The 15,145-nt window shown below is 76.5% G+C and carries 21 protein-coding genes; 6 read left to right on the plus strand and 15 right to left on the minus strand.

The window, feature by feature from the left end; genetic code table 11:
* The first annotated feature begins 24 nt into the window (after window positions 1-24).
* Complete coding sequence (locus tag C8D89_RS21050) at window positions 25-249, plus strand: hypothetical protein (protein WP_116710093.1); 225 nt, start codon at window positions 25-27, stop codon at window positions 247-249.
* A gap of 193 nt (window positions 250-442) precedes the next feature.
* Here C8D89_RS21050 and C8D89_RS21055 read toward each other — a convergent pair whose 3' ends face one another.
* From C8D89_RS21055 to C8D89_RS21065, 3 genes are all read right to left on the minus strand, one after another.
* On the minus strand, window positions 443-697 hold the full coding sequence (locus tag C8D89_RS21055) for a hypothetical protein (RefSeq protein ID WP_116710094.1): 255 nt from the start codon (window positions 695-697) through the stop codon (window positions 443-445).
* 91 nt (window positions 698-788) lie between these two features.
* Window positions 789-1,136, minus strand: a complete 348-nt coding sequence (locus C8D89_RS21060; protein ID WP_133252006.1) for an STAS domain-containing protein — start codon at window positions 1,134-1,136, stop codon at window positions 789-791.
* Between the two features lie 250 nt (window positions 1,137-1,386).
* The gene (locus tag C8D89_RS21065; protein ID WP_116710096.1) at window positions 1,387-1,857 is read right to left on the minus strand and encodes an Hsp20/alpha crystallin family protein; all 471 of its coding nucleotides are present in this window, start codon (window positions 1,855-1,857) and stop codon (window positions 1,387-1,389) included.
* Window positions 1,858-2,025: 168 nt separating this feature from the next.
* On the opposite strand from C8D89_RS21065, the gene C8D89_RS21070 reads away from it, so the two are divergent.
* Window positions 2,026-3,300: a protein kinase family protein gene (locus C8D89_RS21070; RefSeq protein WP_116710097.1), complete on the plus strand. Its 1,275-nt coding sequence runs from the start codon at window positions 2,026-2,028 to the stop codon at window positions 3,298-3,300.
* Between the two features lie 10 nt (window positions 3,301-3,310).
* On the opposite strand, the gene C8D89_RS21075 is transcribed toward C8D89_RS21070, so the two are convergent.
* The 5 genes from C8D89_RS21075 to C8D89_RS30455 all read right to left on the minus strand — a co-directional run bounded on the left by C8D89_RS21075 (window position 3,311) and on the right by C8D89_RS30455 (window position 7,558).
* Window positions 3,311-3,655 (minus strand): hypothetical protein, encoded by a 345-nt coding sequence (locus C8D89_RS21075; protein WP_116710098.1) that lies wholly within the window; start codon window positions 3,653-3,655, stop codon window positions 3,311-3,313.
* Window positions 3,652-4,425, minus strand: coding sequence for a hypothetical protein (locus tag C8D89_RS21080; RefSeq protein ID WP_116710099.1), 774 nt, complete (start codon window positions 4,423-4,425; stop codon window positions 3,652-3,654). Before C8D89_RS21080 ends, C8D89_RS21075 begins: the two co-directional genes overlap by 4 nt.
* On the minus strand, window positions 4,422-4,769 hold the full coding sequence (locus tag C8D89_RS21085) for a dsRBD fold-containing protein (protein ID WP_116710100.1): 348 nt from the start codon (window positions 4,767-4,769) through the stop codon (window positions 4,422-4,424). Before C8D89_RS21085 ends, C8D89_RS21080 begins: the two co-directional genes overlap by 4 nt.
* Before the next feature lie 61 nt (window positions 4,770-4,830).
* The gene (gene ppsA, locus C8D89_RS21090) at window positions 4,831-7,173 is read right to left on the minus strand and encodes a phosphoenolpyruvate synthase (RefSeq protein WP_116710101.1); all 2,343 of its coding nucleotides are present in this window, start codon (window positions 7,171-7,173) and stop codon (window positions 4,831-4,833) included.
* Between the two features lie 115 nt (window positions 7,174-7,288).
* Entirely contained in the window at window positions 7,289-7,558 is a 270-nt protein-coding gene (locus tag C8D89_RS30455) for a hypothetical protein (RefSeq protein ID WP_243418279.1), read from the minus strand.
* A 181-nt stretch (window positions 7,559-7,739) separates the two neighbouring features.
* Here C8D89_RS30455 and hutH point away from each other — a divergent pair, with 181 nt between their 5' ends.
* Complete coding sequence (gene hutH, locus C8D89_RS21100; protein ID WP_243418280.1) at window positions 7,740-9,308, plus strand: histidine ammonia-lyase; 1,569 nt, start codon at window positions 7,740-7,742, stop codon at window positions 9,306-9,308.
* 22 nt (window positions 9,309-9,330) lie between these two features.
* On the opposite strand, the gene C8D89_RS21105 is transcribed toward hutH, so the two are convergent.
* Genes C8D89_RS21105 through C8D89_RS21115 form a run of 3 tightly spaced genes read right to left on the minus strand, consistent with a single transcriptional unit; the run spans window position 9,331 to window position 10,599 of the window.
* Window positions 9,331-9,759, minus strand: coding sequence for a SpoIIAA family protein (locus C8D89_RS21105; RefSeq protein WP_116710104.1), 429 nt, complete (start codon window positions 9,757-9,759; stop codon window positions 9,331-9,333).
* Window positions 9,760-9,805: 46 nt separating this feature from the next.
* On the minus strand, window positions 9,806-10,300 hold the full coding sequence (locus C8D89_RS21110; RefSeq protein WP_165825850.1) for a universal stress protein: 495 nt from the start codon (window positions 10,298-10,300) through the stop codon (window positions 9,806-9,808).
* Complete coding sequence (locus C8D89_RS21115) at window positions 10,297-10,599, minus strand: hypothetical protein (protein ID WP_133252007.1); 303 nt, start codon at window positions 10,597-10,599, stop codon at window positions 10,297-10,299. The genes C8D89_RS21110 and C8D89_RS21115 overlap by 4 nt, the downstream gene beginning before the upstream one ends.
* Before the next feature lie 148 nt (window positions 10,600-10,747).
* On the opposite strand from C8D89_RS21115, the gene C8D89_RS21120 reads away from it, so the two are divergent.
* On the plus strand, window positions 10,748-11,077 hold the full coding sequence (locus tag C8D89_RS21120; RefSeq protein WP_116710107.1) for a 2TM domain-containing protein: 330 nt from the start codon (window positions 10,748-10,750) through the stop codon (window positions 11,075-11,077).
* Window positions 11,078-11,083: 6 nt separating this feature from the next.
* Here the strand turns inward: C8D89_RS21120 and C8D89_RS29430 are convergent, their stop codons facing one another.
* Together C8D89_RS29430 and C8D89_RS21130 are read right to left on the minus strand one after the other, a co-directional pair.
* On the minus strand, window positions 11,084-11,251 hold the full coding sequence (locus tag C8D89_RS29430) for a hypothetical protein (RefSeq protein WP_165825851.1): 168 nt from the start codon (window positions 11,249-11,251) through the stop codon (window positions 11,084-11,086).
* 20 nt (window positions 11,252-11,271) lie between these two features.
* Window positions 11,272-11,496: a hypothetical protein gene (locus tag C8D89_RS21130; protein WP_116710109.1), complete on the minus strand. Its 225-nt coding sequence runs from the start codon at window positions 11,494-11,496 to the stop codon at window positions 11,272-11,274.
* 256 nt (window positions 11,497-11,752) lie between these two features.
* Between C8D89_RS21130 and C8D89_RS21135 the strand changes: the two genes are divergently transcribed.
* On the plus strand, window positions 11,753-12,271 hold the full coding sequence (locus C8D89_RS21135; protein ID WP_116710110.1) for a MarR family winged helix-turn-helix transcriptional regulator: 519 nt from the start codon (window positions 11,753-11,755) through the stop codon (window positions 12,269-12,271).
* A gap of 118 nt (window positions 12,272-12,389) precedes the next feature.
* Entirely contained in the window at window positions 12,390-13,913 is a 1,524-nt protein-coding gene (locus tag C8D89_RS21140) for a carboxylesterase/lipase family protein (protein ID WP_116710111.1), read from the plus strand.
* 14 nt (window positions 13,914-13,927) lie between these two features.
* Here the strand turns inward: C8D89_RS21140 and C8D89_RS21145 are convergent, their stop codons facing one another.
* On the minus strand, window positions 13,928-14,380 hold the full coding sequence (locus C8D89_RS21145; protein ID WP_116710112.1) for a universal stress protein: 453 nt from the start codon (window positions 14,378-14,380) through the stop codon (window positions 13,928-13,930).
* Entirely contained in the window at window positions 14,377-14,901 is a 525-nt protein-coding gene (locus tag C8D89_RS21150) for an HdeD family acid-resistance protein (RefSeq protein WP_207787345.1), read from the minus strand. Before C8D89_RS21150 ends, C8D89_RS21145 begins: the two co-directional genes overlap by 4 nt.
* Between the last annotated feature and the right edge of the window lie 244 nt (window positions 14,902-15,145).

A 15,145-nucleotide genomic window follows, 5' to 3' on the forward strand; every position in this document is an offset into this window, starting at 1 on the left:
GGGCACCCGGAGAGAGGAGGAGCCGTGACCGAGCAGGCGGACACCGCGGAGGTGCTCCGGCGCCTCGACGAGCTCGTGGCCCTCGTGCGCAGTGTGGACACGCGGTTGGCGCGCCTGGAGCAGGCCCGGAGCGCGCGTCAGCCGCTCGGTGAGGACCCGGACGTCGGGCGCCCCCGCCGCCTGGACCTGACCGAGGCGATGGAGGACGCCGCGCGGGTGGGGCTCGTCGGGAGGGCCGGCGCGACCTGACCCCGTCGCACGGCGCCAGGAGGTGGGCGCGCCGAGACCGCCGGCCGCCCCTCGCGGGGGGAGGTGAGGTACGGCCGACGGTCCGGTCGCCCCCGAGGTGCTCGTCGCGCCCGGTGGCGCCGTCAACCCTAGGGCGGCGTCCTCCTCCCGACGATCACCCGGCGGCGCCAACTCCGCCCAAGGATCTCGGCCGTCAGCCGCACTCGCTCAGACGCTGCCGGGCGAGGCGCTCGAGCAGCTCGGGCAGGGCACCGGGAGGCGCGCCGGCGAGGTCGCGCCGGCACTGCGTGACGGTCGCGGACACGACCGCGGCGTGGCGCCCGGGGAACTCCGCCACCAACCGGGCGACGGCGTGGGGCACCGTGCCCCCGTGCGCGCTGGTGCCGGTGAGGTCGGGGCCGCCGACGGCGGGACGCGAGCGGGGGGCCTGCGGTGTCCGGAGAGTCATCGCGTCCTGTTCTGTCGGTGGGCAGGGGCCGCGCTGCCCGGCATCGTGGCCGCACACCCCGACAGCGCGGCAGGGCCGAACGTCCCGAGCGTCACCCGAGCCGGACGTTGTGCGCGCCCACCAGCCCGTGGCGCAGCACGCGCCGCACCGGCGTCCGCGGGTGCTCGATGCTCAGGAGCCCGCCGTGCTCGCGGAACCTCCGGGTCCCGTGGAGCAGCGCCGTGCAGCCGCGGAGCCCCAGGAACTCCAGCAGCGCGAGGTCGAGCCGGAAGACATCCCGGCAGGGGTCGCTGGCGGAGGCGAGCACCAGCGCGGCGCCGGAGCTGGTGAAGAAGGTGAGGGCCCCACCGAGGTGTAGCCGCCAGGGGACGCCCTGCCCGCCGTCGGCCTCCTGGTGCGAGATGACGATCTGGGTACCGGCCGCTCGGACCTCGTCCACGCAACTGCGGACATGTGGCGCCACCGCCAGGTCGCTCTCGAACACGATGAGGGCATCGCCGTTGTGCATCCGTCCTGTCGCCCCCACACCTGATCTGTGTGCTGCGGCGCCCGACGGTCCGTGGACCGCCATGCGCCGAGCACGCCAAGATCCCAGGTACGGGCGTCCGGAGCAAGCGAACGAAACAATTGTCCTGAGAACGAGGGCGAGCGGGCCGGGCCGTCGATGCCCGGCCCGCTCGGTGCCGGCGTCAGCCCTTCTCGATCGCGATCGTGGTGGGCTCGGCGCCCTTCTCGGGCTCGGGCATCGGGACGCGCACCATGAGCATCCCGTCCTTGTACGACGCGGTCACCGCGCCCGGGTCCACACCGTCCGGCAGCGGCAGCCGGCGGGCGAAGGTGCCGTAGCGCAGCTCGTGCCGGTGATACCCCTTGTCCTCGGTGTCCTCGGTGACCTTGCGTTCGGCCCGCAGGTCGAGGATGCCGTCCGCCACCGTCAGCGACAGGTCCTTGTCCGGGTCGATGCCCGGGATCTCGGCCTTGATCACCAGGTCGCCGTTCTCGCGGTACTCGTCGACCTTGATGACCTCCTCGGGCGCCCGCAGGGCCGGCTGGTCCCACATCCGCGCGGGGAAGGCACGCATCCAGTCGTCGAACATGCGGTCGAACTGCCTGAAGACGTCGGTCGAGGTCGTGGGGTTCTGGCGTCGGATGATTGACATGTTCTCCACCTCCGTCACGGACGCTCCGCCCGCCCGCGGCCGGGTTCCAGGGACCAACGGCCTGCGACCGACGAACGTCCGGTCCCCCACCGCGGGTGCCTGCGACCGTGTCGACCCCACGCCCGGCACCCGAGAGTCGTCGTCAGCCCAGCCCGTGCGGAGGACGTCGTGGACCAGGTCGACACCGGAGCCACCGGTCCCGTCGTCGCCCGCCGGTACCACCTCGGACGTCGCCTGACCGCCGACCGGCGCCGCCGCGTCCACGAGGCATGGGACGCACGGCTGCAGCGCACGGTCGCTCTGGTCCTCGTCACGCCCGCGCCCGGCACCGACCCCGACCCCGACCCGACCCTGCCGACGTCACCGGGGGCCGCGGTCCACCTGCACCATCCTGGCCTCGTCGAGCTCTACGACGGCGGCGTCCACCAGGGGCAGCTCTTCCTGGTGTGCCAGCGCGTGCCTGGGCCCACGCTCGCGAGCTCGGGGCGGCACGGCGCCGAGCTCGCCGACCTCGTGTGCCGCCTGGCCCTGACGCTCGCCCCCGTCCACCGGATCCGCGCCGCCCATGGCGCCCTCACCCCGGAGTGCGTCCTGCTCGGCGGTCCCCACCCGATGATCGCCGACTGCGGCGTCGCCGCCCTCGTCGAGCGCTGGGCCGGGCCACCCGCCTCGAGCCGGTACCGCGCGCCGGAGCAGCTCGCCGGCGGGACCGGCCCACCCGCCGACGTCTACGCGCTGGGCCGGATGCTGCTCGCCGCTCGGGCGGGGCGCGAGGTGCGCGCCCTGGCGCGCCGGATGACCGCCGAGGACCCGCACGCTCGTCCGACCGTCGACGAGGTGGCCACGGCCCTGGCCGCCCAGCACACCACGGACCACCCCGCGCCCAGCGCCGGCCGCCGGACCCGGCGGCTCGCCGGGGCTGCCGCCGCGGCGGCGATCGTCGTGGGTCTCGCCCTGGGGGCGGCGTCGGCGCTGCCGCTGGGCACGCCGTCCTCCGGGGGCGCCTCGGCGCTCGTCGCGCCCCCGGTGCCGGGAGCGCCGAGCGCGGCGCCCGCCTCCTCGCGGCCGGCCCCGATCTCGGACCCGCGTCCACCGCTCGCGACCGACCAGGTGTCGCCGGCCGCGGCGAGCACCGAGGACGACGGTGAGGGGCCGTCCTCCACCGCGCGGGTCGCCGTGCCCACGACCCCATCGACCACCACGCGAGCGACCACGACCGACGCCGCCCCGTCGGCCCGTGAGCCCTCCTCGTCCCCGCCGACCCACGCGTCGTCCGTGTCGTCGCGCCCGTCATCGTCGGCCGAGCCCACCTCGGAACCCACCTCCGAGCCCACCTCCGAGCCCACCTCCGAGCGGACCTCCGAGCCCACGTCCGAGGAGCCGCGCACGGCGCGCACCTCCGCGCCCGCGGCCTCCTCGTCCGACACCGCCACCGGCGGCTGAGCGGGCTTCCTCAGCGCCACCGCGTGGTGGCGTGGCGCAGGGTCGCGAGGGCCCAGAGCGCGAGGACGAGGAGGACGAGCACGGCCAGCGCCGTCGCGCTCGCGGTCAGGACGGTCACGATCGCGACGAGCACCGCGACCAGGCCCAGGGCGGCCGGGGCCCGTAGCGCCACCGGGTCGGCCGGTTCCCGCCACGCCCCGCTGACGAGGGCGGCCGCGGCGGCGAGCGCCGTCACGAGCAGGGCGGTGCCGCGGACCCCGGCGAGCAGCTCGGCGCCCGCCGGCGTCGAGCCGAACACCCAGACCACGACCGCCGCCGCGACCAGCACCCCGGCAGCGGAGTCCCGCCGGTTCACCGCACCGGCCCTCGGCGGATCTCCGCGGCACCGGCGTCCACGTCGACGAGGACGGCCCGGCCGCGCTCGTCGAGGTGGACGACGCGGGCGCGTCCCGCGCCGGGGTCGTGGAAGAACAGGAACGGCAGCGCGGCGAGGCGCAGGTGCTCCACCGCCCGCTCGGGGCCCGAGACCCGCGCCGGCCGACCGCTGGTGGTCACGCCGTCCGGGGGCGGCAGGGCCGGAGCGGATCCGTCGTCGAGGGCCACGCGCCGCCCCGTCGGCCCGCCGCGGTAGGCGACGGCACGCCGGCGGGTGGTCCGCTCGACGAACAGGTGGAAGGCCTCCCGGCGGCCCTCCATGATCGCGACGGCGTCGGCCACCGAGGTCGGGACCGCCTGCACCACGTCGTGACGGGCGATGCCGGTGTCGGTGCCGCCGTCGTCGGGGCGAGCGGGGCGCCGGGGCCGTCGCCGGGCGTGGGCGTCGAGGACCTGGCGGCGCAGCCGGTCGACGAGCAGGTCGACGGCCTCACGGGGCGCGTCGGCGACGACGTGGGCGTGGAGCCGGCCACCGGCGAGGTCCACGTGCGCGCTCGCGACGACCGGATGCTCCCGCGCCGGGTCGTCGTGCCGCACGACCCGGATGCGGGCGGGGCCGGTCGGGTCCACGCCGTGGTCGAGGGCGTGCAGGACCTTCGCGTGGGCGTACTCGGCGAGATCGGTGGCGATCCGTCCGCGCAGCTCGATCACGGGCGGGGGAACGCGCGAGGCCGGAGCGCCGGGGGTCATGGCGAGGACGGTGTCCCCACCTCCCGCCGCGGGGCAGGGCCGTTCGACCCGGTCGCGGCCTGCCCGAGGGCCGGGCGCCCGTAGGCGTTGGCGAAGGCGTCGTCGAGGGCGTGGTCCCCGAGCCGGTGCCCGAGCTCCACGAGCGCCCGGGCCGCCGCCGCCTCGCGCCCGATGGTCGTCACGGCCGGGTGGTCGGGCCACCGGACCGCGCGGCCCTCGACGGCGAGCACCTCGCCGGGGCCGAGGACGTCGTCGGGCGAGCTGTCGAGCACGGCGCGGGCCCAGGTGGTGCCGTCGTCGTCCTCGAACGTCAGGGTCACCGTCCACGTGCTGGCCGTCGTCATGCAATGACCCTCGCCCGCGCCGGGCGGCGACCGGACGGGTCGGAGGTCCCCGATCAGGAGGTCACCGGTCGCTGCGTGCGCGACCGCGGGCGGCGTCGAGCAGCACCCGCCGCTCCGCGCGCCCGATCGCCGCGCGGACGGCGTCGACCGCGTGCGGGTCCACCGACACCGCGTCGATCCCTGCCCGGACGAGCACCTCGGTGAACTCCGGGCGCCGGGTCGGGGCCTGGCCGCACAGCGACGAGGGCACGCCGCGCCGGCGCGCGGTGGCGATGATGCGCTCGATGGCGTCGACCACGGCGGCGTCGCCCTCGTCGTACACCTCCGCGCAGCGCTCGCTGTCCCGGTCGACCCCGAGGACCAGCTGGGTGAGGTCGTTGCTGCCGATCGAGACGCCGTCGATCCCGCACGCGATGTACTCGGGCAGACGGAAGACCACCGACGGCACCTCGGCGGTCAGCCACCGCTGCAGCCCCCGCTGGCGACCGAGGGGGCTCGCGTCGACCAGCTCGAGGCAGGCCTCGAGCTCCCAGCGGGTGCGGACGAACGGCAGCATGACGTGCAGGTTCGGTGCCTGCTCGCGGACCCGGGCCAGGGCGCGCAGCTCGAGGCCGAACACCTCGGGCTCGCGCAGGTACCGGTAGGCACCGCGATAGCCGATCATCGGGTTGCTCTCGACCGGCTCGTGGTGCTCGCCCCCGGTCAGCCCGCGGAACTCGTTGCTGCGCAGGTCGGTGGTCCGGTAGATCACCGGCCGCGGGGCGAACGCCGTGGCGATCGTGGTCACGGACGCGGCGACGCGGTCGACGAACCGCTCCTGCTCCCCGCGCGCCACGACCTCGCGGGGGTGCACGCCGCCCAGCGCCGCGGTCAGCAGGAACTCCGCCCGCAGGAGGCCGACGCCGTCCACACCGGGGCGTGCCGCGACCCGCTCCGCCGCCTCGGGCAGGGCGAGGTTGACGTGGACCTCGGTGGCCAGTGGCTCCGCCTCGCTCGCCGTGACCGTGGTGGGCGCGGGGAGGCCCGGCGTGCGCAGCGCGACCTCGGCGGGGGGCACCGTGGCGACGGCGGTGCCGGCGGTGTGGTCACCGTCGAGCACCTCGCCGGTCGACCCGTCGACGGTGACGACCTGCCCGTCGGCGAGCGCGGCGGTGGCGCGGCGGGTCCCGACCACGCAGGGCAGCCCGAGCTCGCGTGCCGCGATCGCGGCGTGGCACGTGGCGCCGCCCGTGTCGGTGACGACTGCCGCCGCCCGGCGCAGGGCCGGCAGCCAGTCGGGGTTGGTGAGCGGCGCGACCAGCACCTCGCCCGGCTGCAGGGCGGCGCCCTCCTCCGGCGCGTGCAGGACGCGGACCGCGCCGGCGACCCGACCCGGCGTGGCGGGGAGCCCGCGCAGCAGGACCGCACCCCGGGAGGGCCGGCCACCGTCGATCCCTGTGGTGATCGGACGGGCCTGCACGAGCCACAGCCGCTCGCCGTCGTGCGCCCACTCGACGTCCTGGGGCGTGCCGTAGTGCGCCTCCACGCGGCGGGCGAGCGCCGCGACCTCGACGATCTCGTCGGGGGCGAGCACCGGTGCCCCGCCGCGCTCGGGGTCCACGGGCAGGGTGAGGTCGGCGCCGTCGGGCCCGCGCACGACCTCGTGGGTCTGCTCGCCGATCTGCACCGACCGCAGCCGCAGCCGCGACCCGTCGACGGCGACCTCGTAGGTGTCGGGCTCGACCGCGCCGGAGACCACGACCTCGCCCTGGCCCAGGGCCGCCTCGACGAGCACGGTGCCCCGCTCGCCGGTGCGGGGGTCGGCGGTGAACGCGACCCCGGCGCGCTGCGCGGGCACCATCGCCTGGACGACCACCGCGATTGCGGGCTCGGCCGTGTAGCCGCGGGCGGCCCGGTAGGCGACGACGCGCGCTCCGAACAACGACGCCCAGCAGTCGACGATGCGCGCCACCAGCTCGTCGGCGTCGCGCACGTTGGTGAAGGAGGCGTTCATGCCGGCGAACGACGCCTGCGCACCGTCCTCCCCCACCGCCGACGACCGCACGGCGACCACGGGCGCGCCGAGGCGCCGCCACGCCGCCCGGACGTGCTCCTCGAGGGCCGCGGGCATCCCCGCCGCCCGCACGCGCCCGGCCAGCGCCTCGCACAGGTCCGGGAGCCGGGCGGGCGACGCGGACCGGGCATCGTCGTGCCCGGCCGACAGCGAGGCCCGCACGCCCGCGGCGTCCATGGCGGCCCGGTAGGCCTCGGCCGGCAGCACGAACCCGTCGGGCACCGGGAACCCGGCGGCGATCAGTTCGCCGAGGTGGGCGGCCTTGCCCCCGACCTGCTCCGCGTCACCGGCGCGGACGTCCGACAGGGGCCGGACGGCGCTCGCCGTCGGACGCTCGGTGGTGGTGCTCACGGGGCCTCCCGACCGGGTGCGGTGCGTGCGCTGAGCAGCCACCGTCGGCCGCCGACCCGGCCGGGCCCCAGGGGCGGGCGGCCCGCGGGCGCGGGGCGGAAGGTCCTGCGGCACCTCACGCCACGCGATGGGCGACGCCGGCGGTCACCTCGCGCGGACCGGCGACGACCTCTCCTCGCGGCGCCGGCCCGCGGGCCGGCGCCGCATCCTCCGTGGTGGGGCGAGGTCGGGTGAGGTGGCGGTCGAGTAGGTCGAGCAGGAGCATGAGGACGATCAGACCGGGTGGCAGGGCCACCGGGACCCAGAGCCAGGCGGTCACGACCCGCAGCCTCGTCGCGGTGCCGCGCCCGTCCAGGGCCCCGGGACGGCTGGGCCTGCGGGCCACGGTCCCGGCTCCCCGGGACCTCCGGTCCTTCCGCGTGCGCACCGACGAAGGACGAGGGTGGCGGATCGTCGCGGGCGCTCCCCTCGCGACGCCGGGGGCGCCGCGCCACGCGGGACCTCCGGTGGCGCGACCAGGGACGTTCGGCGCTCGGCCGGCGCGCCGCGTCGCGCAGGCTGCGGGTGTGAGCTCGTTCGGTGCACCGGCTCCTCCACCCGACGGACCGGGTGTACGCCGCCCCGTCGCGGTGGGGCCGGGGCCGCTCTCCCCCGCCGAGGTCGTGGCCGTCGCGCGGGGCGAGGCGCCGGTGGAGCTGACCGCCGAGGCGTGGGCGCGGATCGCCCGAGGCCGGGCGGTGGTCGAGGACCTCGCCGGACGCCCGGAACCCCACTACGGCGTGTCCACCGGGTTCGGGGCGCTGGCGACGACCCCGGTCCCCGCGCACGACCGGGCTCGGCTGCAGCGGAGCGTGCTGCGGTCGCACGCCGCCGGCGCGGGTCCCGGGATCGAGCGGGAGGTCGTCCGGGCGATGATGGTGCTGAGGCTGTCGACGATGGCGACCGGGCACACCGGGGTGCGCCCGCAGACCGCGCGAGCCGTCGCGGCCCTCCTCGACGCCGGCATCACCCCCCACGTCCCCGAGTTCGGATCGCTCGGGTGCTCGGGGGATCTCGCGCCGTTGGCGCATTGCGCCCTGGCCCTGCTGGGCGAGGGGACGGTGCGCGACCGCGACGGGGTCGCGCGTCCCGCCGCCGAGGCCCTGCGCGCCGCCGGGCTCGAGGCGATCACCCCCGCGGAGAAGGAGGGGCTCGCCCTGGTGAACGGCACCGAGGGCATGCTCGCCATGCTGGTGCTGGCCACGGAGGACCTCGACCTCCTCCTCGCCGCCGCGGACGTCGTGGCCGCGATGAGCGTCGAGGCCCTCCTCGGCACCGACGCCGCCTTCGCGGACGACCTGCAGGCGCTGCGCCCCCACCCGGGGGCGCGGGTGACCGCCCGGACCCTGTGCCGCGTGCTCGCCGGCTCGGGGATCATGGCCAGCCACCGGGATGCGTCCTGCACGCGGGTCCAGGACGCCTACTCGTTGCGGTGCGTGCCCGCGGTGCACGGGGCGGCGCGGGACTCCCTGACCCACGCCCGCCTCGTCGCGCGGCGGGAACTCGCCGCCGCGATCGACAACCCCGTCGTCACCGGGGACGGGCGCCTGTGCAGCACCGGGACCTTCCACGGCGCCCCGCTCGCGCACGTCCTCGACCTGCTCGCCATCGTCGTCGCCGACGTCGCCGGCATGTCCGAGCGCCGGACCGACCGCCACCTCGACCCCGCGCGCAACCAGGGGATGCCGGCCTTCCTGGCCGACCGGCCCGGCGTCGACTCGGGCTTGATGATCGCCCACTACACCCAGGCGGCGCTGGTGACCGAGCTCCGCCGCCTCGCGGTGCCCGCGTCGGTCGACACGATCCCGGTCAGCGCGATGCAGGAGGACCACGTCTCGCTGGGCTGGTCGAGCGGGCGCAAGCTCCGCCGCGCCCTCGACGAGCTGGCGACCGTGCTCGGCGTCGAGCTGCTCGTGGCGGCCCGGTCGCTCGACCTGCGGGCGCCGCTGAGACCCGCTCCGGCCACGGCCGCGGTGCGCGCGGCCCTCCGCGCGGAGGTCGCGGGCCCCGGCCCCGACCGCGTGGTCGCGCCCGAGATCGAGGCGGCGGCGCGCTTCGTGCGGGACGGGCGCCCCGCGACAGTGGCGGAGGCCTGAGGAGCACCGGCCGGGCCTCGGGTCACGCACCGTCCGGGGCGGTGGCGCCGGACGCCCTCGCCGCGGGGCGCTCCTCGGGCAGCGAGACCAGCCAGGCGACGGCCTCGTCGAAGGCGTCGGCGGCGAACACGCGGATCGGGAAGGGCACCAGGACTCCGGCCCACCCGACGACCTCGCCGATCCACCGGATGTCGCTCACGAGGGCGTAGCCCGCGATCTCGTGCCACAGGCCCGGGTGCCGCATCCACGTCCCGGCCTTCTCCCACACCACGTCCGCGGTGAAGCCCTCGTACTCCGGACCGAGCTGCAGCAGGATCCGCGGCGGCCGACCCTGCGTCCGGGCGTCGTCGAGCATCGGCCAGACCACCCCCGCGTAGTCCGCCGCGGTCACCGTGCCGACGGCCCTGAGCGCGACGATCCCCTCGGGCACGTCCGGGATGATCTCCAGCATCGTCTCCTCCTCGGGCCCTCCCGGAGCCCTGATCAGCCGGGAGCGGTCACGGTCCGGCGCTCCGCGGCGTCGTCGTCCGTCCGGCGGGGACGACGATCACCGGGCACCGCGCGTGCCGGGTGCAGCCGGCGGCCACCGACCTGAGGGGGCCCGCCTCCTCGCCGTGGCCCACGACGAGCGCCGTGGCGTCCACGGACGCGCGCACGAGCACGTCGACGGGGTCACCGGGCACCGCCCGGAGCTGGATCGGGGGCAGGTCCCGTGGCAGGGCCCGAGGCGGGTCGGCGAGCACCTCGTCGACGAACGTCTGCAGTGTCGCGTCCTCGGCGGCCTGGATCCGGCCGCGACCGAACACCGGCAGCCATCCGCTCCCGGGCAGGGCGGCCAGCGCGCCCCACGAGTAGCCCACGGCGTCGTAGGCGGTGACGACGGTGACCCGGGCGTCGGACTCCACGGCGCGGCGCAGGGCCTCGCACAGGGCCAGGCCGGAGCTGGTCGAGCCGTTGACGCCGCAGACGATGCGGGGGTGGGCGCGCGTCACCGGTGGTCCTCCATCGGCATGCCGCTGGGCTGGGGCTCCCAGTGCCGGAGGGCGGCGTAACCGCATCCCGCCGCGACCGCGACCGGCCAGCTCACCACACCGGTCACGGCGAGGGCGCCGATGCCGAGGTAGACCGGTACCGGCCGGGGCAGTTGCTCCCGGACCCGGTCGACGAGCACCGCGCCGCGGCGCACGCTCCGGTCGAGGACGTCTCCGACGCGCTCGGCGGGTGCCGCGCTGGTCGGGACCACGTCGGTCGAGGGCTCCGGTTCCACCGTGGGGGCGTTTGCTGTCGCCATGCGCCCAGCGTCACGCGTCGCACCCGAGCGTGGTCAGGGTCGAGGGTCCCGGTTCCATCCGGCGTTCGGCGGTCGCACCGGACCCACGGGACCCTTCCTCCGCGCTGCTCGGCGGCGGACGGTCGCGGACGACCCGAGAGGAGGTCCCATGACCACCGACGACCAGGCGCGTGCCGACACAACCGCCGACACGACCGCCGACACGACCCCCACGTCCCCCGAGGACGAGCTGCGCCGGCAAGCCGTCACCCGGCTCCGCAAGCGGGCGGACTTCCGCTCCCACGCGCTCATCTACGTGCTGGTGAACGCCATGCTCGTGGTGATGTGGGCGGTGATCGGCACCACCACGTTCTTCTGGCCGATCTTCCCCATCCTGGGGTGGGGCGTCGGGCTCGCCGCGAACGCCTGGGACGTCTACCGCCCGGACCCCGTCACCGAGGAGCGGATCCAGCGGGAGATGGGGCGCCTCCGGCCCTGACGCCGGTCAGGCCGCGTCGTCGCCGGTCGTCGGCTCCTGGGGCGTGCAGGTCCGGTCGGCGTGCTCGTAGCCCAGGGAGACGATCTCGTCGCCCTCCCGGCCGACGCGTCGCCGCACCGGCTCCTCGGGCCCGACGGGGAACCAGCACCGCTCGCACAGCAGCGGGGCGGGCATGGGCCACTCCGCGCGCCCGCTCACGCCGGCACCGCCGGTCCGCCGGCACGGCGCGGGGCCAGACGGGAGGCGCGGGCCCGCTCGGCGGCCCGGTGCCGGGCGGCGACCCGCCGGGCCGTCGTGGCGGCCGGCTCGGCGGGCGATGCGAGCGTGGGGCAGGAGCAGGGCCATACACGGCCGTCGACCCATGCCCAGGCGGGCCGGCCGCAGATCGCGCAGCCGAGCCCGTACATCTGCATGAACATCCGACGATCCCGACGTCGACGATGGAAGGGGCCGCCGGTGGTCACGGGGGGTTCGACCACCGGCGGCCGGTGCCCGGGAGCCGGGTCGTGCGACGCGGATCGGCGGGGCACACTCGACGTTAGGGCTCGGGCACGGATCGTCGCCAGACACCGTCCGCCGCATCTCGTCTGATTTGTACGATGGTGGGACCATCCGATCACGGTAGGTGTCGAGGTATCGTTCGGTGGCCTGATCGCTTCGTCGTGGAGAGACGGGATGCACGAACTGGCGCGCCGCGTCCGTGAACTGATCGTCGCCTCGGACAGCTACCGACGCACCATGGCGGCCGGGATCGACCTCAGCACGACCGAGGCCGCGGTGCTGGGCCACCTCCTGCACGACGGACCGCAGACGCCCTCGCTCGTCTCCGCACGGGCCGGGCTCACCCCGGCCGCAGGCACCTCCCTGCTCGACCGGCTGGAACGCGGCGGCCTGGTGGCACGGGGGCCGCATCCGCGAGACCGTCGCAGCCTGCTCGTCGACCTCACGCCGCGGGGTCGCACCGCCATCACGGCGATGTTCTCGATGTTCTCCGAGGACCTCCTCCACGCCCTCGAGGGGGCCGATCCGCGCCTGCTCGAGGACCCCGACCTCCGGCGCGTGATGACCGAACTGCTCAGCAGCATGGCCGCCGCCCTGCGCGTCCGGGCCGGCGACACGGCGGGCGTACGGACCGCGATCCACGCCGAGCTCGCCGCGTTGCGGGAGCCGGCGGAGGAGGACGTGACCCGCTGACGCCCGGAGGGGCCGAAGGCCCGCAACCCGAGGCACGACGGCCCTGGGCGTGCCCGGTCCGACCCGGTGTCGTGTCCGCGCCGGTCCGGCGGGGGGCGGCGGAACCGAGGAGGCCGCGATGGTCGAGACGATGGTGCGTACCGCGCAGGGGCGCGTCCGCGGGACCACGACCGCTGCGGGGGCGCGCTTCCTCGGCATCCCCTACGCCGCGCCCCCGGTCGGGCCGGGCCGGTTGCGGCCGCCGCGACCACCGGCGTCGTGGGACGGCGTGCGCGACGCGACCGACCTCGGCCCCGAGCCACCCCAACCACAGTTCGGGAGCGACCCCGACGGGCTCCTGTTCGATCCTGCGGTCCCGGGGGACGACTGCCTCAACCTCAACGTCTGGACCCCCGACCCCGGGGCGACCGGGCTACCCGTCATGGTGTGGATTCCGGGCGGTGCCTTCCAGTTCTCCTCCGGCGGGAGCTACGACGGGAGCCGCTTCGCCCGCGACGGCGTGGTGTGCGTGACGATCAACTACCGCACCGGCGCCGACGGCTTCCTCTACCTCGGGGAGGGCGACGACGCGAACCTCGGCCTGCTCGACCAGATCGCCGCGCTGTCGTGGGTGCAGGACAACGTCGCCGCCTTCGGCGGCGACCCCGGCCGTGTCACGGTGTTCGGCGAGTCCGCCGGGGCGATGTCGCTCGGTGTGCTGCTCACGGTGCCACGGGCCGTGGGTCTCTTCCGGCGGGCCGTGCTGCAGAGCGGCGCGGCGCACCACATCGTCCCCGCCGCCGACGCGGCCCGCGTCGGCGCCGAGCTCGCCGGGGCGCTCGGGGTACCCCCGACGCGCGAGGCGCTGGCCGAGGTGCCCGTCGATCGCCTGCTCGAGGGCCAGGCGCGCATCGACGCCGAGGTCCGGACATGCCCCGATCCGGCGCGCTGGGGTCGGGAGGTGGTCGCCAGCGTGATGCCGTTCCACCCCGTGGTCGACGGGGACGTCGTCCCCGCTCCGCCGATCGAGCGCCTCGCCGCGGGGGTCGCCGCGGACGTCGACGTGCTGGTCGGGACGAACACCGACGACTGGCGCTTCGGCCCGGTCCTCGGCGGCTTCATCGACCAGGTCACCGAGGACGCGCTCGCCGGGCCGGTGGAGGAGTACGGCTCGTGGAGCACCGCGGCCTTCGGACTCCCGGCCGACCGGGCCCTGCCCCATTACCGGGCGGCACACCCCGGCGCGGCACCCGGCGACCTGCTGGCCGCCCTGCTCACGGACTGGTGGGTGCGCGTGCCCGCCCTGCGCCTGGCCGACGCCCACGCCCCCGGCGCCGGGCGCACGTTCGCCTACGAGTTCGCCTGGCCGTCGCCACTGTTCGGCGGGCGGCTCGGTGCCTGCCACGCCCTCGAGATCGCATTCGTCTTCGACACCCTCGACCTGGGGCGCCAGCAGATGATGGGGGGCGCGCTGGGCGCCGACCCGCCCCAGGACCTGGCCGACACGATGCACCGCGCGTGGATCTCCTTCGCGACCGGCGGCGATCCCGGGTGGCCGCGCTACGACCGGGAGCGGCGTGCCGTGCGGCGGTTCGGGGCCGGCCCCGCCGTCGTCGACGACCCCTACGCGCCGGAACGCGCCCTCTGGGCGGGGGTGCGCTGAGCTCCCGGTCCGGTTCACCGGTCGGGAACGACCGTCACCGGGCAGGTCGCGCGCAGCAGGCACGCCAGCGCCACCGAACCGAGCAGCAGGCTCGCGACGGCGCCGTGACCCCGGTGCCCGACCACGAGCTCGTCCGCGTCCCGCGCCGCCTCGCCCAGCACGTCGGCCGGGTCGCCCGGCAGGGCCACCACCTCGACGTCCACCGGCAGGCCCGTCCCGTCCCGCAACTCGGCGATGACCTCCTCGGTCATCCGCCGGGTCGCCTCCAGCTCCGCGCAAGCCGGGACGGGCCGGCTGGGCGTCGGCTCGACGTCGGCCGGTCCGAGCGCCCTGGCCCGCATCCACTCCGGTGGCCGGTAGGCCATCACGACGCGCAGCCGGGCGCCCCGGGCCGCGGCGGAACGCGCGGCGTGGCGGAGCGCCCGGCAGGAGGCGTCGGACCCGTCGGCCCCGACAACCACCGTCACGAGGCCGTCACGGAGGTGGGCCGCAGCCGGCCGGCGACGAGGATCGTCGCGCCCTCGACCAGGATCTGGATACCCAGCAGGAGCCCCAGCAGCGACGGCACCGCGATCCTGAGGTTGAACAGCACGATGAGGCCCAGGACGACCGACAGGATCCCGCTGACGATCAGCACGGCCCGTGCCGAGGGCACCTGGGCGGCAGCGAACAGCCGGGCCAGTCCGACGGCCAGGAAGAGCGCGCCGGCCAGCAGCGTCAGCCCCGCCGCGCCGGCGAGCGGGTCGCGGACGATGATCACGCCCAGCACGATGAGCACGGCCCCGCCGAGGGCGGCCGACCAGGAGATTCCGGACTCGCGGCGGACGAACGCGCCGACGAGGGTCACGACGCCCGATCCGATCGCGAGCCACCCGAGGAACAGCACGGAGAGGAAGGTCGCGATCACCGCGTTGCCGAGCACGAACAACCCGGCCAGCAGCAGCAGGATGCCGAGGACCACGTCCCAGCCCGTCCTGCGTCGGTCCATGACGGTCGACATTCGACCTTCTCCCTTCACCGGGGGTTGGGTGACCGAGGCTGCCCGCCCGCGACGACGCCGGTAGAGGCCGCAGGTCCCGGCCGGAGGGGGCCTCGGTCCCGGGGGCCCTCGTCCCGCCCGGCTTCCCACGGTCCGAGGGGCTCCCGGCACGCCCGGGCCCGGAGGTCCCGGGGATCGCGGGCCCCGCGACCCTGGCCCGCGAGGCCCCACCGATGCAGCGTCGTCGGGTCCG

This window comes from Actinomycetospora cinnamomea (genome assembly GCF_003096675.1).
Lineage (GTDB): Bacteria > Actinomycetota > Actinomycetes > Mycobacteriales > Pseudonocardiaceae > Actinomycetospora > Actinomycetospora cinnamomea.

Excerpts from the sequence above, each read along its gene's own strand:
- C8D89_RS21055 (WP_116710094.1), bottom strand. The coding sequence starts at position 697 with ATGACTCTCCGGACACCGCAGGCCCCCCGCTCGCGTCCCGCCGTCGGC.
- C8D89_RS21065 (WP_116710096.1), bottom strand. The coding sequence starts at position 1,857 with ATGTCAATCATCCGACGCCAGAACCCCACGACCTCGACCGACGTCTTC.
- C8D89_RS21080 (WP_116710099.1), bottom strand. The coding sequence starts at position 4,425 with ATGACCCCCGGCGCTCCGGCCTCGCGCGTTCCCCCGCCCGTGATCGAG.
- C8D89_RS21085 (WP_116710100.1), bottom strand. The coding sequence starts at position 4,769 with ATGACGACGGCCAGCACGTGGACGGTGACCCTGACGTTCGAGGACGAC.
- C8D89_RS21105 (WP_116710104.1), bottom strand. The coding sequence starts at position 9,759 with ATGCTGGAGATCATCCCGGACGTGCCCGAGGGGATCGTCGCGCTCAGG.
- C8D89_RS21115 (WP_133252007.1), bottom strand. The coding sequence starts at position 10,599 with ATGGCGACAGCAAACGCCCCCACGGTGGAACCGGAGCCCTCGACCGAC.
- C8D89_RS21120 (WP_116710107.1), top strand. The coding sequence starts at position 10,748 with ATGACCACCGACGACCAGGCGCGTGCCGACACAACCGCCGACACGACC.
- C8D89_RS29430 (WP_165825851.1), bottom strand. The coding sequence starts at position 11,251 with ATGCCCGCCCCGCTGCTGTGCGAGCGGTGCTGGTTCCCCGTCGGGCCC.
- C8D89_RS21130 (WP_116710109.1), bottom strand. The coding sequence starts at position 11,496 with ATGTTCATGCAGATGTACGGGCTCGGCTGCGCGATCTGCGGCCGGCCC.
- C8D89_RS21135 (WP_116710110.1), top strand. The coding sequence starts at position 11,753 with ATGCACGAACTGGCGCGCCGCGTCCGTGAACTGATCGTCGCCTCGGAC.
- C8D89_RS21140 (WP_116710111.1), top strand. The coding sequence starts at position 12,390 with ATGGTCGAGACGATGGTGCGTACCGCGCAGGGGCGCGTCCGCGGGACC.
- C8D89_RS21150 (WP_207787345.1), bottom strand. The coding sequence starts at position 14,901 with ATGGACCGACGCAGGACGGGCTGGGACGTGGTCCTCGGCATCCTGCTG.